This window comes from Streptomyces viridifaciens (assembly GCF_001888885.2).
GTDB lineage: Bacteria > Actinomycetota > Actinomycetes > Streptomycetales > Streptomycetaceae > Kitasatospora > Kitasatospora aureofaciens.
Genome location: NZ_CP090841.1, coordinates 7,486,680 through 7,501,493, shown reverse-complemented (window position 1 = coordinate 7,501,493; position 14,814 = coordinate 7,486,680). Strand labels below are relative to the sequence as shown.

The 14,814-nt window shown below is 71.2% G+C and carries 11 protein-coding genes; 6 read left to right on the top strand and 5 right to left on the bottom strand.

The features are described from left to right. Nucleotides 1-10 precede the first annotated feature (10 nt). The 5 genes from BOQ63_RS40795 to BOQ63_RS40775 form a co-directional block, all read right to left on the bottom strand. On the bottom strand, nt 11-679 hold the full coding sequence (locus tag BOQ63_RS40795; protein ID WP_072655990.1) for an L-ribulose-5-phosphate 4-epimerase: 669 nt from the start codon (nt 677-679) through the stop codon (nt 11-13). After that, on the bottom strand, nt 676-2,505 hold the full coding sequence (locus tag BOQ63_RS40790) for a ribulokinase (RefSeq protein WP_079183978.1): 1,830 nt from the start codon (nt 2,503-2,505) through the stop codon (nt 676-678). The genes BOQ63_RS40795 and BOQ63_RS40790 overlap by 4 nt, the downstream gene beginning before the upstream one ends. Nucleotides 2,506-2,711: 206 nt before the next feature. After that, a complete protein-coding gene (locus BOQ63_RS40785; RefSeq protein WP_046386489.1) occupies nt 2,712-3,710 on the bottom strand; it encodes a LacI family DNA-binding transcriptional regulator in 999 nt (332 codons plus the stop codon). 299 nt (nt 3,711-4,009) lie between these two features. After that, nucleotides 4,010-4,663 carry an MOSC domain-containing protein gene (locus BOQ63_RS40780; protein WP_030279242.1) on the bottom strand — a complete coding sequence of 218 codons (654 nt, stop codon included), beginning with the start codon at nt 4,661-4,663 and terminating at the stop codon, nt 4,010-4,012. A gap of 240 nt (nt 4,664-4,903) precedes the next feature. Next, complete coding sequence (locus tag BOQ63_RS40775) at nt 4,904-6,388, bottom strand: arabinofuranosidase catalytic domain-containing protein (protein ID WP_078938855.1); 1,485 nt, start codon at nt 6,386-6,388, stop codon at nt 4,904-4,906. A 365-nt stretch (nt 6,389-6,753) separates the two neighbouring features. Here BOQ63_RS40775 and BOQ63_RS40770 point away from each other — a divergent pair, with 365 nt between their 5' ends. From BOQ63_RS40770 to mmsB, 6 genes are all read left to right on the top strand, one after another. Beyond that, on the top strand, nt 6,754-7,902 hold the full coding sequence (locus tag BOQ63_RS40770) for a substrate-binding domain-containing protein (RefSeq protein WP_030279238.1): 1,149 nt from the start codon (nt 6,754-6,756) through the stop codon (nt 7,900-7,902). After that, nucleotides 7,899-9,467, top strand: coding sequence for a sugar ABC transporter ATP-binding protein (locus tag BOQ63_RS40765; protein ID WP_051746584.1), 1,569 nt, complete (start codon nt 7,899-7,901; stop codon nt 9,465-9,467). The genes BOQ63_RS40770 and BOQ63_RS40765 overlap by 4 nt, the downstream gene beginning before the upstream one ends. After that, on the top strand, nt 9,464-10,471 hold the full coding sequence (locus BOQ63_RS40760) for an ABC transporter permease (RefSeq protein ID WP_030279234.1): 1,008 nt from the start codon (nt 9,464-9,466) through the stop codon (nt 10,469-10,471). Before BOQ63_RS40765 ends, BOQ63_RS40760 begins: the two co-directional genes overlap by 4 nt. Nucleotides 10,472-10,803: 332 nt before the next feature. Continuing rightward, nucleotides 10,804-11,898 carry a multiple monosaccharide ABC transporter substrate-binding protein gene (gene chvE, locus BOQ63_RS40755; RefSeq protein WP_030279232.1) on the top strand — a complete coding sequence of 365 codons (1,095 nt, stop codon included), beginning with the start codon at nt 10,804-10,806 and terminating at the stop codon, nt 11,896-11,898. Between the two features lie 101 nt (nt 11,899-11,999). Next, complete coding sequence (gene mmsA, locus BOQ63_RS40750) at nt 12,000-13,547, top strand: multiple monosaccharide ABC transporter ATP-binding protein (RefSeq protein WP_030550341.1); 1,548 nt, start codon at nt 12,000-12,002, stop codon at nt 13,545-13,547. Nucleotides 13,548-13,549: 2 nt separating this feature from the next. Next, on the top strand, nt 13,550-14,785 hold the full coding sequence (mmsB, locus tag BOQ63_RS40745) for a multiple monosaccharide ABC transporter permease (RefSeq protein WP_030279228.1): 1,236 nt from the start codon (nt 13,550-13,552) through the stop codon (nt 14,783-14,785). Nucleotides 14,786-14,814: the final 29 nt, after the last annotated feature.

Sequence of the window (14,814 nt, the reverse complement as noted above, 5' to 3'; positions counted from 1 at the left end):
GGGGGGCTCCTTACCGGGCCTGGGGCTGGCCGTAGACGTTCTGGTAGCGGTGGTTGAGACTGTCGATGTCCGCCTGGGCGATCGGCAGGGGCTCGCCGAGCTGACGGGAGAGGTGGACGGTGCGCGCCACGTCCTCGCACATCACGGCGGCCTTGACGGCGGCCTCGGCGTCCTTGCCGATGGTGAAGACGCCGTGGTTCTGCATCAGGACGGCGGGCGAGCGGTGGCCCCGGAGGGTGTCCACGATGCCTCGGCCGATCGAGTCGTCGCCGATCAGGGCGAACGGACCGACCGGGATCTCCGCGCCGAACTCGTCGGCCATCGCGGTCAGTACGCAGGGCACGGCCTCGCCGCGGGCCGCCCAGGCGCAGGAGTAGGTGGAGTGGGTGTGGACCACCCCGCCGACCTCGGGCAGGTGGCGGTAGACGTAGGCGTGCGCGGCGGTGTCGGAGGACGGCGCGTGCTCTCCCTCGACCACGTTGCCGTCGAGGTCGCAGACGATCATGTTCGCGGGCGTCAGCTCGTCGTAGGGGACGCCGCTGGGCTTGATGACCAGCAGATCCTCGCCGGGGACGCGGGCGGAGACGTTGCCGGCCGTCCAGACCACCAGGTTGTAGCGGACCAGTTCCTGGTGGAGGTCGCTGACCTGGCGGCGGATGCGGTCGATGGTTGCGTTCACGGAGCCTCGCTCGGTGTGGTGAGGGCGGCGTTGCGGATGTCGCGCAGGCGGTGCAGCAGCTTGTCGGCGCCGAGGCCGAAGTGGTCGTGCAGGGCGCGGTACTCGGCGAAGAGCCGGTCGTACGTGTCGGCGGCTGCCCCGTCGGGTCGGTGGGCGCCCTGCCGTACCCGGCCCATGGCTGCTGACGCGGTCCGGACGTCCGGGTACGCTCCGGCGGCGACGGCCGCGTGGATCGCCGAGCCGAGCGCCGGGCCCTGCTCGGACTCGGCGACCGAGACCGGGCGGCGCAGCACGTCGGCGTAGATCTGCATCAGCAGGGCGTTCTTCTTGAGGCCGCCGGTGACGATGAACTCGGTGATCGGGACCCCGCCCTGCTCCAGGGCCTCGACGATGACGCGGGTGCCGAAGGCGGTGGCCTCCAGCAGGGCCCGGTAGATCTCCTCGGGCCGGGTGGCCAGGGTGAGGCCGACGATCACCCCGGACAGGTGGTGGTCGACCAGGGTGGAGCGGTTGCCGTTCATCCAGTCGAGCGCCACCAGGCCGTGGGCGCCGACGGGTTGGCCGGCGGCCTTGCGGGTGAGGAGCTGGTGGAGGTCCTCGCCGTTCGCCTCGGCCTCGGCCAGGTACTCGGCGGGCACCCCCTGGCGCAGCCACCAGGCGAAGATGTCGCCGACGGCGCTCTGTCCGGCCTCGTAGCCGTAGGAGCCGGTGACGATGCCGTTCTCGACCACGCCGCAGATGCCGGGGACGTCGGCGAGGGTGGCGCCGTTGACCACGTGGCAGGTGGAGGTACCCATGATGGCGAGGAGCCGGCCGTCGTCGACGGCCCGGGCGGCCGGCGCGGCCACGTGGGCGTCGACGTTGCCGGCGGCGACGGCGGTGCCGACGGGCAGGCCGGTCCACTCCGCCGCCTGCGCGGTGAGCACGCCGACCCGGGTGCCCAGCGGGGAGAGCGGGTGCTCCAGGCGGGTGCGGGCGAAGTCCGCGAACTCCGGGTGGAGCGCGGCGAGGTAGTCCTCGCTCGGGTAACTCCCGTCCTGGTGGATGCCCTTGTAGCCGGCGGTGCAGGTGTTGCGGCTCTCGGCGCCGGTGAGCTGCCAGACGATCCAGTCGGCGGCCTCGATCCAGCGCGCGCAGGCGGCGTAGACCGCCGGGTCCTCCTCCAGTACCTGCAGCGCCTTGGCGTACTGCCACTCGGCGGAGATCCTGCCGCCGTACCGGGAGATCCACTTCTCACCGCGGGCATGGGCCAGCGCGTTGATCCGGTCGGCCTGGGGCTGTGCCGCGTGGTGCTTCCAGAGCTTCGGCCAGGCGTGCGGCCGGGCCGACCAGGCGGCGGTCTCGGCCAGCGGGGTGCCGTCGGCGAGCACGGGCAGGACGGTGCAGGCGGTGAAGTCGGTGGCGATGCCGATGACCTGGGCGGGGTCGACGCCGGAGGCGGCGATCGCGGCCGGGACGGCGGTACGCAGCACCTCGCGCCAGTCCGCCGGGTGCTGGAGCGCCCAGTCGGGCGGGAGCAGCCGGCCGGTGCCGGGCAGCTCGCGCTCGATCACGGCGTGCGGGTAGTCGTGGACGGCGGTGCCCATCTCCTCGCCGTCCCGGACCCGGACCGCCACTGCGCGGCCGGAGAGGGTGCCGAAGTCGACACCGATGACGTACCGGTCGGCGTCGTGGGCGGCAGGGGGCACGATCACTTCGTCATCCTTCGTACGGGAGGGCTGAGTTGGTCGCCCGTCACCTGGGCGTGCGTTCTGCCGAGACTTCGGTCTGTCGCCGGTGCGGTCTTCGACCGGGGCAGGGCGGACCGCACCGGCGACAGACTTCATTCCGCCACCCCACCCTCGGAGGCGGCGGAACGCGGACCCGTCGGCCGGGCACGTGGAAGCGGGATGCAGCGGCCCGGCCGGCGGAGTGGAGGGGGCGTTTGTTGTTAACGCTCACAGTGATTGTTAGCGCTCACAACCATGGTGTCAAGGAAAGTTTCACGAGGGCGGAACCATCGAAACCGGCTGATCCGCGCGCCGGCTGGCGCCTACCGGCTGAACGCCCCAGGGGCGGGGCCCACGCTGCGCCGCAGCACCATCTCCGGCAGGATCTCCACACGGGAACCGGAGAACGCCACTCCCTCCAACTCCCCGACGAGCATCTCCAGGGCCCGGCGGCCCAGTTCGGCGAAGTCCTGCCGCACGGTGGTCAGCGGCGGGGTGAAGTACGCGGCCTCCGGGATGTCGTCGAAGCCCACCACGCTGATGCCCTCGGGGACCGAGCGGCCGGCCTCGTGCAGAGCGCGCAACAGCCCGAGGGCCATGTGATCGTTCGCGCAGAAGACGGCGGTGACCTCGGGCAGTCGAGCGATCCGCAGACCCGCCTGATAACCCGAGCGGGCGCTCCAGTCACCGCGCTCCACCTCCGGCACGGGAGCTCCGGCCGCCTGCAGCGCGAGGCGCCACCCCTCCTCGCGGTCCCGGCTCTCCAGCCAGTTGGCCGGCCCCGCCACGTGGTGAACCGTGCGGTGCCCGAGGTCGAGCAGATGACCGGTGGCCTCCTCGGCGCCGGAGCGGTTGGCCACCGACACCATGGGCACCCGGTTCTGGTCGCCCGAGCCGACCGCGACGACCGGCACCGAACTGGAGAGCCGGGCCACCGCGCTGACCGAGGAGGTCTGCGGCGCGATCACCACCACGCCCTCCACCCCCTGGTCGCGCAGCCGGTCGACGGCCTCCTGGACCGAACGGCCGTCCAGCGACCGCAGGCTGGTCACGCTCACGAAGTACCCGGCACTGCGCGCGGCGCGCTCTATGCCGTCCAGCATCGAGGCGGGGCCGTAGAGGGTGGAGTCGAAGCTGACCACCCCGAGAGTCTGCGAGCGGCGGGTGACCAGCGCGCGGGCTGCCGAGTTGGGCCGGTAGTCCAGTTCCCTGATGGCGGCCAGCACCCGGTCCCGGGTGTCGGGCCGGACGTGCGGGGCGCCGTTGAGCACCCGGGAGACCGTCTGGTGGGACACTCCCGCCAGTTTCGCCACGTCCGCCATCACGGGCTGGCGCTGTTCAGTCCCGGCGCTGTCGGTTCCCACTCGCAGTCCCCTCCTCGGTTGTGGACCACAGTACGCGACCAGGTCCAGGCCAATCCGTCGCCCACGGTCCAACCGGCGGTTTCCCTTCCTACCAGCGCTTCGGGCCGCGGACATGTGCCAATACCGCCAAGTTAACGCGCACATGTTCTCCGTGGGGGAGATTGCCGGGTCGAACCGTCCCGCCGTCCCGCCGCCCGCGACTCGACGGCGCTGGGTGAGCGGTGCGGCACGCAGCGCGTCCCCCCGCGCCGAGCCGATCAGCTGTTCGGCATGCGCCGCCGAACCCGTGCCCGGTCCTGCTCGGGCAGCGCGTCGGCGACCAGGAGTAGCGGCAGCAGGGCCGGTTCGAGCGTCATCGCGCGGAAGACGACTTCGACGGTCACGTCGTGGTCGGGCCGGTGCACGATCTCGACGGGGTCGCCGGCCCGGATGGCCCCCGGCGCGATCACACGCAGATAGGCACCCGGCACCGCGGCCTCGGTGAAGCGCGTGACCCAGCCCTCCCGCTCCAGCCACCCCTGGAACGTCGAGCACGGGATCCGCGGGCACGACACCTCCAGGACCGCGTCCGGTCCGATGCGCCAACGTTCGCCGATCCGAGCACCGTTGACGTCGAGACCGACGGTCGTGAGGTTCTCCCCGAAGACGCCGTTGGAGAGCACCCTGCCCAGCTCGGCCTCCCAACCGTCGAGATCCTCGCGGGCATAGGCGTAGACGGCCTGATCGGCGCCGCCGTGGTTCTTCACGTCGTAGGCGCGGTCACCCGCGAGACCGACCGCACCGGTGCCCTTCGGACCGGGGTCGGCGACCGCGACCGGGCCGTCCACGGGCCGCTTGTCGATGCCCGTTGCGCCGAGCCCCTTCCACGGATTGGGCCGGGGCCTGCCCACGTTGACGGAGAGCAGCTTCATGCCCCCGACGGTACGGGCCCCTGCGCGCCCGGGCGATCCATTTCCCTGCCACGTCTCGACGTCCATCCTCCGGTTCGCCCCCGCCACGGCAGGCGCGGTCGTTTCGCCGCACACGGCCGGCCCCCTGGCCGCCGCGCCCCGGCCCCTCCGGTGACTCGGGCGCCGGCCCCGGCCCGACTCCGTCGGCGGTGCGGAGCCGGGACCGGGGCCCGGGGCGGCCAGGGGCGGCCGGAACGGCAGCTACCCGAGTGCCCACCTCTGGTTGTCCCCGCCCCAGCAGCTCCACAGCTGGACCGGCGTCGCATCGGCGGTGAGCGCCCCGGCGACGTCCAGGCACCGGCCGGACTGGACGCCGGTGACGCTCCCGTCGGAGTTGAACCGCCATTGCTGGTTGGCACCGCCGTTGCAGGGCCAGGTCACCACCTTCGTCCCGTCGGCCGTCGCGGCGCCGTAGGCGTCCAGGCACAGGGTGGTGCCGGCGACGTTCACGGTGAGCCGGCCGTCGGCGGTGCGGGTCCAGGTCTGGTTCGCCGCTCCGGAGCAGCCGTAGATCTGCGCCTGCGTCCCCGGTGCGGTGGAGGCGTTCGGAACGTCCAGGCACTTGCCCGAACCGGCGCCGCGCAGGGCCCCCGTGGCAGCCGCCGGGGCACTGGCGTAGCCGGCCGAGACGATGTTGGCCTGGACGGCGTTCTCGGTGGCCTCCGACGGGTAGCCGGAGGTCATCACGCCCTCGTAGAAGGTGCCGCTGGCGCTCTTGCTGTTGTCGCCCCCGATGCCGAGGATGATCGCCCCCTCCTTGTGCATCGGGTTGTAGCCGGACGCGTTCGGGCGCGGACCGGAGTAGAAGGTCGACAGCCCGCCGGACTGGGCGTCGCCCGCGCGGATCGCCCACTGGTTCGGGGCGCCCTTGACCATGGCCGTCAGGTAGCGGTGGCTCACCGTCGGGTCGTTGGCGTTGTAGCGCGTGTCGACGCCGGAGAACAGGCCGTTCTCCAGGTCGGCCATCACCCAGGGGCCGGGCCCGCTGCCGTAGCCCCAGACCTTGATGTTGCCGAAGTAGACGGCCTCCATGTGACCGTTGCCGGTGTCGTTGCTGCTGGTCTCGGCGTTGCCGTAGTCGAAGCAGCAGCCGCCGTTGTAGTGGGTGCCGTCGAGGATCGCGTACATCCCCTCGGGCTGGTCGCCGGTGGCGACGCCGGAGGTGTGGTTGTTGCGGTAGCCGGTGCCCGGCGCGACGTACACGCCGTAGGCGCGGTGGCCGTTCAGCGTGGTGGGCGCGAGGGTCGCGTCCGCGAGGTTGTCCGGGCCGGGTGCGGCCCCACCGCCGGGGGCCTGGGTGAGGTGGTTCTTCCGGCCGCTCTGGTCGTAGATCACGGTGATCACGCAGTGGGTGCCGGCGCAGAAGGCGTCCTGGGCGGCGGCGTCGGCGTAGCCGCCCGTGCTCAGGACGCCGATGTCCCGCAGCGCCTGGTCCGAGGCGCGGCGGACCTGGTACAGCGGCCCGCCGTACCCGCCGTAGAGCGCACGGGTGGTGCTGTGCGCGGCCACGCAGGGCGTGCCGCCGGCGGCGTAGAGGTCGCACGGCCCCTGGGTGGCCGCCTGGGCCACCCCGCTGGTCGCGGTGGCGCCCGCCAGGGCGCCGACGAGGACGGCGAGGGCCGCCCCGGCCCGGGCGAGGCGGCGCAGTGCGCCCCGTCCACGGGTGGTGCTGTGGGTGTCACTCATGGTGTCTCCCTGCTCATCCGGTGTCTCCCGGCTCGTGGTTGAGCGCGGCCAAGGGAAAGTGAGCGTTAACAATCCAGCCCGCGGCAGCACACTTCGGCCCGGGCGGGAGGTTGGAGGGTTCCTGGACCGGTGACAGTGCCCGCACCGACCGTGTCCCGTCAAGGGTTCCGACACGTCCGCAGCGAGGAACCTCCCACCATCCGTGACTGACCGTCAGTACGCCACAGGTCCATGACTGCAAGGTGGTTGACGCTGGCGGATGTGAGCGCTCACACTCCACAGCGGCACACCCGAGCATTCGCGCCGGTTCACCGCGCCTTTCACCAGCTCCCCACCCACCGGCAGCGACCGAGAGGAACCACCCCATGCGCGCACCCCTCCCCCGTCCCACCAGAGCCGCCCGCATCGCGTCCGCCGCGATCGTCACCCTGGCCCTGACCCTGGCCGTCGGCTGCAGCAAGCAGGGAGCCGGCGACCCGGGCCCCTCCACCGGCGGTTCGCCGGCCGCCGCGCCCGCGATCCAGGGCGACATCACGTTCAACGACGACAACCTGACCCGCCTGGACGCCGCGCTCAAGTCGGCGCTCCAGGGCAAGGACCTCTCCCAGCTGGACCTGGCCATGGTGGTCAACGTCGCCGTGGACTACTGGAACGCCGGCAAGGCCGGCTTCGACAAGGGCCTTGCCGACCTCGGCGTCAAGGGCACCTTCCAGGCCCCGGCGAACGGCCGGCTGGACCAGCAGCTGTCCATCCTCCAGACCCTGCGCGGCCAGTCCATCTCCGCCTTCTCGCTCTCCGCGATCGACCCGACGGCCGTCAAGTCACCGATCCAGTCCGCGTCCTCGGCCGGGATCCCGGTGCTGGCCATCGACTCGCCGCTGCCCGCCGAGGACGGTGCCGCGCTCTACCTCGGCACGCCCAACTACCAGGCCGGCAAGCGGGCCGGCGAGGCGATGAAGGCCGCGCTGGGCGGCCGGGGCAAGGTCGTGGTGCTGGTCGGCTCACTGACCGCGTCCAACGCCGTCGAGCGCATCCAGGGCTTCGAGGACGCGCTGAAGGGCACCGACATCAAGGTGTCCAACAAGCTCGCCGACAACATGGACGCGGCCAAGGCCCTCACCAACGCGCAGACCGCCATCCAGACCGACCCGGGCGTGACCGGCCTGTACGGCGTCTACTCCTACGACGGCCCCTCCGCCGCACAGGCCGTGCAGGCCGCGGGCCGGGCCGGCAAGGTCAAGGTGATCTCCGACGACAGCGACGCCCAGACCCTGACGTTCATCCAGCAGGGCGTCATCCAGGCGACCGTCGTCCAGTCGCCCTACCAGCAGGGCTACACCGGCGCCTACCTGCTGGCCGCGCTCAAGGTGTTGGGCAGGGACGCCACGATGGCCGTCGTCAAGCCGTTCCTGGAGTCCGACGGCAGCACCCTCAGCTCCGGAGTCGGCGTGGTCACCCCGGACAACCTGGGCGCCTTCCGCGCCAAGCAGACCCAGCTCGGCATCACCGGATGACCGGGACGGCCGCCCGCACCGCCGACCGGCCGGCCGCGGCCCTGCGCGCGGTGCGCAAGAGCTACGGGCCGGTCACCGTGCTGGACATTCCCGAACTCGAGCTGGCGCGCGGTCGGATCACCTGCGTGGTGGGCGAGAACGGCGCCGGGAAGTCGACCCTGATGGGGGTGCTGGCCGGCACCGTCTCCCCCACCTCCGGCGAGGTCCTGATCGCCGACCGCCCGCTCCAGCCCGGTCGGCCCGACCATGCGAAGGCGCTCGGCGTCAGCCTGGTGGCGCAGGAGTTCCCACTCGTCGGCCGGCTGAGCGTGGCCGAGAACCTGCTGCTCGGCCGGCGCACCCGGGCCGCCCAGGGCGCCGGTGCGCTGCGCCGCGCCCTCTTCGACCGGGCCGGCACCCACCGGGAGGCCCGCGAACTGCTGGCCGACGTCGGCGTCGAGGGCGTGGACGTCGACCTGCCGGTCGAGCGACTGCCCGTCCCGCTGCGGCAGATGATCGAGATCGCCAAGGCCTGGGGCAACCGGCCGCTGGTGCTGATCCTGGACGAGCCGACCTCCTCGCTCGGCCCGGTCGAGGCCGGCAAGGTCCTCGCCCTCGCCCGGCGGCACGCCGCGGACGGCGGCGCGGTGCTGTTCATCGGCCACCGGCTGGACGAGGTGCGGGAGGTCGCCGACCGCGTACTGGTGCTGCGCGGCGGCCGGCCGGTCGCGGACCTCACCCCGGCCGAGGCCACCGAGGAACGGATGATCCGTGAGATGGTCGGCGGCGAACTCACCCGCGACCTCGCCGCATCCCGTGCCCCCGCGCCGGCCCGTACGGTCCTGACCGCCCGGGGACTGACCGCCGACGGGCTCGGCCCGGTCGATCTGGAGCTGCGGGCCGGCGAGATCGTCGGGGTGGCCGGTCTGATGGGCGCGGGCCGCAGCCGGCTGCTGCACACCCTGATGGGCGCGCAGCCCCGCACCGGCGGCGAGGTCGAGCTGGGCGGTCGGCCGTTCCGACCGCGCCATCCCGCCGACGCGGTCGCCGCGGGCATCGGCCTGGTGCCGGAGGACCGCAAGGAACAGTCCCTGCTGCTCTCCCACTCCGTGCGCTGGAACGCGACCCTGGCCACCCTCCGGCGCGACTCCTGGCACGGCGTGATCACCCCCGGCGGCGACCGTGCGCGCTCCCGCCGGATCATCGGCGACCTGGGGGTGCGGCTGCACAGCCAGGAGCAGCCGATCGGCGACCTGTCCGGCGGCAACCAGCAGAAGGTGGTGTTCGGACGGTGGCTGCACGCAGCCCCCGAGGTGTTGCTGCTCGACGAACCCACGCGTGGCGTCGACGTCGGTGCCAAGGCCGAGATCTACCGGCTCGTCGACCGGGCCGCGGCGGACGGTCTGGCCGTCCTGGCCGCCTCCTCCGAGTTGGAGGAACTGCTGTGGGTCTGCCACCGGATCCTCGTCATGGCCCACGGGCGGGTCGTCGCCGACCTGCCACGCGAACTCTTCAGCAAGGAACGGATCATGACAGCGGCCACCAGCCGGCCGGAGCCGGCGGCGAGCACGGAGGCGACCGTATGACCACCCGGACCGCACCCGCCCCGGAGAAGGCCGGGGCACCGAGCCGGAGCCGACTGCGCACGCTGGTCGACACACCCGAGGTGGGCGTGGTCCTGGCCTGCTTCGTCGTCTTCGCGACGCTCGCACTGGCCCGGGACACCTTCGCGAGCGCGGTCAACCTCCAGGGCATGGGCGCCGATCTGGCGCAGTACGGGCTGATCGCGATCGGCGAGTCGCTGGTCATCCTGACCGGCGGCATCGACCTGTCGGTGGGGGCCCTGCTGGGCACCAGCGTGATCCTGATGTCCTGGTTCAACGTGCGGGCCGGACTGCCCGTCGGCCTCGCGGTGCCGGCCACACTGGCGGTCGCGGGACTGGTCGGCCTGGTCCACGGACTGGCCGTCACCCGTCTGCGGATGCCACCGTTCGTCGTCACCCTGGTCACCTACACCGTGGCGCAGGGCGTGACCCTGGCGATCACCTCCGGCACCTCGATCATCGGCATCTCGCCGTTCTTCGGCGACATCGGCCAGAGTTACCTCGCCCAGGTCCCGGTGCCGCTGGTGCTGTTCGCCGTGGTGGCCTTCGCCGCGTGGTTCTTCCTGGAACGCACCTACGCCGGGCGGCAGGTCTACGCGGTCGGCGGGAATCCCGAGGCGGCCCGGCTGGCCGGCATCCGCGGCGACCGGCGGGTGGTGTCCATGTACGTGACCTCCTCGCTGATGTCCGCCTTCGCCGGCATGCTCGTGCTGGGCCGGATGGGAGTCGGCTCCGCCAGCGGGGTCGGCGTCGGCTGGGAACTCACGGCGATCGCGGCCGCGGTCATCGGCGGGGTCAGCTTGACCGGGGGGCAGGGCCGCGTCCTGGGGATCGTGGCCGGCGCCGTCCTGCTGGAGCTGATCAACAACGGACTGACCACCCTTCAGGTCAACTCCGACTACACCAACATCGTGCTCGGTTGCGTCCTGGGTTTGGCCATCACGGCCGACCGGCTGCGCGCCCGGCACGTGGCGCGGAGGTCCTGAACCCGCCTCCCCGTCACGCCAGCCGAACTCGCTGGCGAGGCTCCCGCCGTGGTCCGGCGGGGCCCTCGCCGTGGTCCGGCGTGGCCCTCGCCGTGCCCGCGTGCCGCCGGGGGCAGCCGAGCCGTCCCGGCGCCGCGACCCAACGGTGATCTAACGCCCCTTGACGGCGCGGTTGTTAGCGTTAACACTTCAAGTCACGCCAGGCCAGAGCTAACACAGCCCCGACGTTCCACAGCGCGAGGGACCGCTCCGGCCGGCCCCGCTCGACCGCCCCCGGCGCCCCCATCAGGGTCGCTCTGCGCGGTCGCGGAACACCATTCACTGGAGGAACTGTGCGGAAGCTTTCAGCGGGCCTCGTCGCGGTGGGCCTGACGCTCTCGTTGGCGGCCTGCGGGCAGAGCGCCAACGGAGCCGGCGACGGGGCGGCCAAGGGCGACGCCAAGGGTGGGCTCATCGGCATCGCGATGCCGACCAAGTCGTCGGCCCGCTGGATCGACGACGGCAACAACATGGTCAAGGACTTCCAGGCCAAGGGTTACAAGACCGACCTGCAGTACGGCGACAACGTGGTGGAGAACCAGGTCTCCCAGGTGGAGAACATGATCACCAAGGGCGCCAAGCTGCTGGTGATCGCCGCCATCGACGGCTCCTCCCTCACCAACGTGCTGCAGAAGGCCGCCGATGCGCACATTCCGGTCATCTCGTACGACCGACTGATCAAGGGAACCCAGAACGTCGACTACTACGCGACCTTCGACAACTACAAGGTCGGCGTCCTCCAGGGCGGGTACATCGTCGACAAGCTCGGTCTCAAGGACGGCAAGGGACCGTTCAACATCGAGCTCTTCGCCGGCTCGCCGGACGACAACAACGCGACGTTCTTCTTCAACGGCGCCATGAGCGTGCTCAAGCCGTACATCGACCAGAAGAAGCTGGTCGTGCAGAGCGGGCAGACCGACTTCAACCAGGTCGCCACGCTGCGCTGGGACGGCGGTGTCGCCCAGTCCCGGATGGACAACCTGCTGAGCAAGGCCTACACCACCGCGCACGTCGACGCCGTGCTGTCGCCGTACGACGGCATCTCGATCGGCATCCTCTCCTCGCTGAAGGGCGTGGGCTACGGCACCGCGAAGTCCCTGCCGATCGTCACGGGCCAGGACGCCGAGCTGGCCTCGGTCAAGTCGATCATCGCGGGCGAGCAGACCGAGACGGTCTACAAGGACACCCGCCAACTGTCGAAGGTCGCCGTCCAGATGGGCGACGCGCTGCTGACCGGCGGCAAGCCCGAGGTCAACGACACCACCCAGTACAACAACGGCGCGAAGGTCGTCCCGGCCGAGCTGCTCCAGCCGGTCAGCGTCGACAAGGACAACTACCAGAAGATCCTGGTCGACAGCGGCCAGTACACCGCGGACCAGCTCAAGTAGCCCGCGGGGCCCGGTCGGCCGGGCCCCGCGCCGAACCGGCGGTGCGACGCCCGGAAGACCTGCCCGCGCCGCACCGCCCCGAACGATACGGACGCACAACCATGGCTGGACCCGTTCTCGAAATGCGGTCGATCAGCAAGTCGTTCCCCGGCGTCAAGGCGCTCTCCGAGGTCAACCTGACCGTGGCCGCCGGCGAGGTGCACGCCGTCTGCGGTGAGAACGGCGCCGGCAAGTCCACCCTGATGAAGGTGCTCAGCGGGGTCTACCCGCACGGCAGCTACGAGGGCGAGATCCTCTTCGAGGGCGAGCCCTGCCGGTTCAAGGACATCCGGGCCAGCGAGCAGCGCGGAATCGTCATCATCCACCAGGAGCTCGCCCTGGTGCCGTACCTGTCCGTCGCCGAGAACATCTTCCTGGGCAACGAACACGCGACCCGCGGCGTGATCAGCTGGCACCGGACGCTCACCCACGCCGCCGAACTGCTCCGGCAGGTCGGCCTGGAGGAGAGCCCGCAGACCAGGATCGCCGACCTCGGCGTGGGCAAGCAGCAACTGGTCGAGATCGCCAAGGCGTTGGCCAAGAAGGTCAAACTGCTCATCCTGGACGAGCCGACCGCCGCGCTCAACGACGAGGACAGCCGCAAGCTCCTCGACCTGATCCTGGAGCTCAAGGCGCAGGGCATCTCCTGCATCATCATCTCGCACAAGCTGAACGAGATCGCCCGGGTCGCCGACGCCGTCACCATTCTGCGCGACGGCCAGACCATCGAGACCATCGCGATCGGTCCCGAGGGCATCTCCGAGGACCGGATCATCCGCGGCATGGTCGGCCGCGACCTCGAACACCGCTATCCCGACCGCACCCCCGACATCGGCGAGGTCGCCTTCGAGGTCCGGGACTGGACCGTCCGCCACCCGATCGACCAGCAGCGCACGGTGGTCGACGGCGCCTCGCTGAACGTGCGTCGCGGTGAGATCGTCGGGATCGCCGGCCTGATGGGCGCCGGCCGCACGGAACTCGCGATGAGCGTCTTCGGCCGCTCGTACGGGCGTTGGAGCGGTGGCCGGGTGCTGCTGCACGGCCGGGAGGTCCGCACCCGGACGGTGCCCGAGGCCATCCGGCACGGCATCGCGTACGTCACCGAGGACCGCAAGCACTTCGGTCTCAACCTGATCGACGACATCAGCCGGAACATCTCGCTGAGCGCGCTCGGCAAGGTCGCCCGGTACGGCCGGGTCGACCGGCACGAGGAGAGCAGAGTCGCCGAATCGTTCCGGCGGACCATGAACATCAAGGCCCCGACGGTGTTCACCCGGACCGGCACGCTCAGCGGCGGGAACCAGCAGAAGGTCGTCCTCAGCAAGTGGATCTTCGCCGAGCCGGAGGTGCTGATCCTCGACGAGCCCACCCGGGGCATCGACATCGGCGCCAAGGCGGAGATCTACACCGTCATCGCCGAGCTGGCCGCCCAGGGCAAGGCCGTGCTCGTCATCTCTTCGGAACTCCCCGAACTCCTGGGCCTGTGCGACCGGATCTACACCATGGCCGAAGGCCGGATCACCGGCGAGGTCGCCCGCGCCGACGCCACCCAGGAATCCCTCATGCGGCTCATGACCATGAGCACGGCATCCAGCAACGAGCAGGTGTAGGTATGGCCCAGACCGAGATCATCGCGGACTCCGCCCGGAACGGCGCCGAGTCCGACCCGAGTCCGTCCGTCGGCTCCGTGCTTGCCCGCGCGCTGCGCGGCAACGTGCGCCAGTACGGCATGCTGGTCGCACTCGCGCTGATCGTGCTGCTGTTCCAGATCTGGACGGACGGCATCCTGCTCCAGCCGCTCAACATCACCAACCTGATCCAGCAGAACGGCTACATCCTCATCCTGGCGATCGGGATGATGATCGTCATCATCGCCGGGCACATCGACCTCTCGGTCGGCTCGCTGGCGGCCTTCGTCGGAGCCGCCGCCGCGGTGATGATGGTCGAGCACCACATGCCGTGGCCCGTGGCGATGCTGGTCGCGCTGGTGATCGGCGCCCTCGCCGGTGCCTGGCAGGGCTTCTGGATCGCCTACCTCGGGATCCCGTCGTTCATCGTCACCCTGGCGGGCATGCTGCTGTTCCGCGGGGGCACCCAGATCCTGTTGCAGGGCCAGTCGGTGGCACCGTTCCCCAAGGGCTTCCAGAGCATCAGCAGCGGCTTCCTCCCCGAGGTGGGCCCGCACACCGACTACCACAACCTGACCCTGCTGCTCGGTCTCGCGGTGCTGGTCGTCGCGGTCCTCCAGGAGCTGCGCGGTCGGCGGCAGACCGCCTCGTACGGCCTGGAGGTGCTGCCGCTCGGGCTGTTCCTGGCCAAGCTCGCGGTGATCACGGCGGCCGTGGTCGTCTTCACCCTGCTGCTCGCCAGCTACCACGGCGTGCCGATCGTCCTGCTGATCCTCGGTGCCCTGCTGGTCGGCTTCGGCTACCTGATGCGCAACTCGATCATCGGTCGGCACACCTACGCCATCGGCGGCAACGAGGCGGCGGCCAAGCTGTCCGGGGTGAAGAGCAAGCGGGTCGTCTTCCTGGCCTTCACCAACATGGGCGTGCTCGCGGCGCTGGCCGGGCTCGTCTTCGCCGCGCGGCTCAACGCCGGGACCCCGCAGGCGGGCATCAACTTCGAGCTGGAGGCGATCGCCGCCGCGTTCATCGGCGGCGCCTCCGCGAGCGGCGGCGTGGGCACGGTCCTGGGCGCCATCATCGGCGGCCTGGTGCTCGGCGTCCTGAACAACGGCATGTCGCTGGTCGGCGTCGGCACCGACTACCAGCAGGTGATCAAGGGCCTGGTGCTGCTCGCGGCCGTGGGCTTCGACGTCTACAACAAGCGCCGGGCCGGTTCCTGATCCGGCCCGCGGAAGGGCGGGCGTGGTGC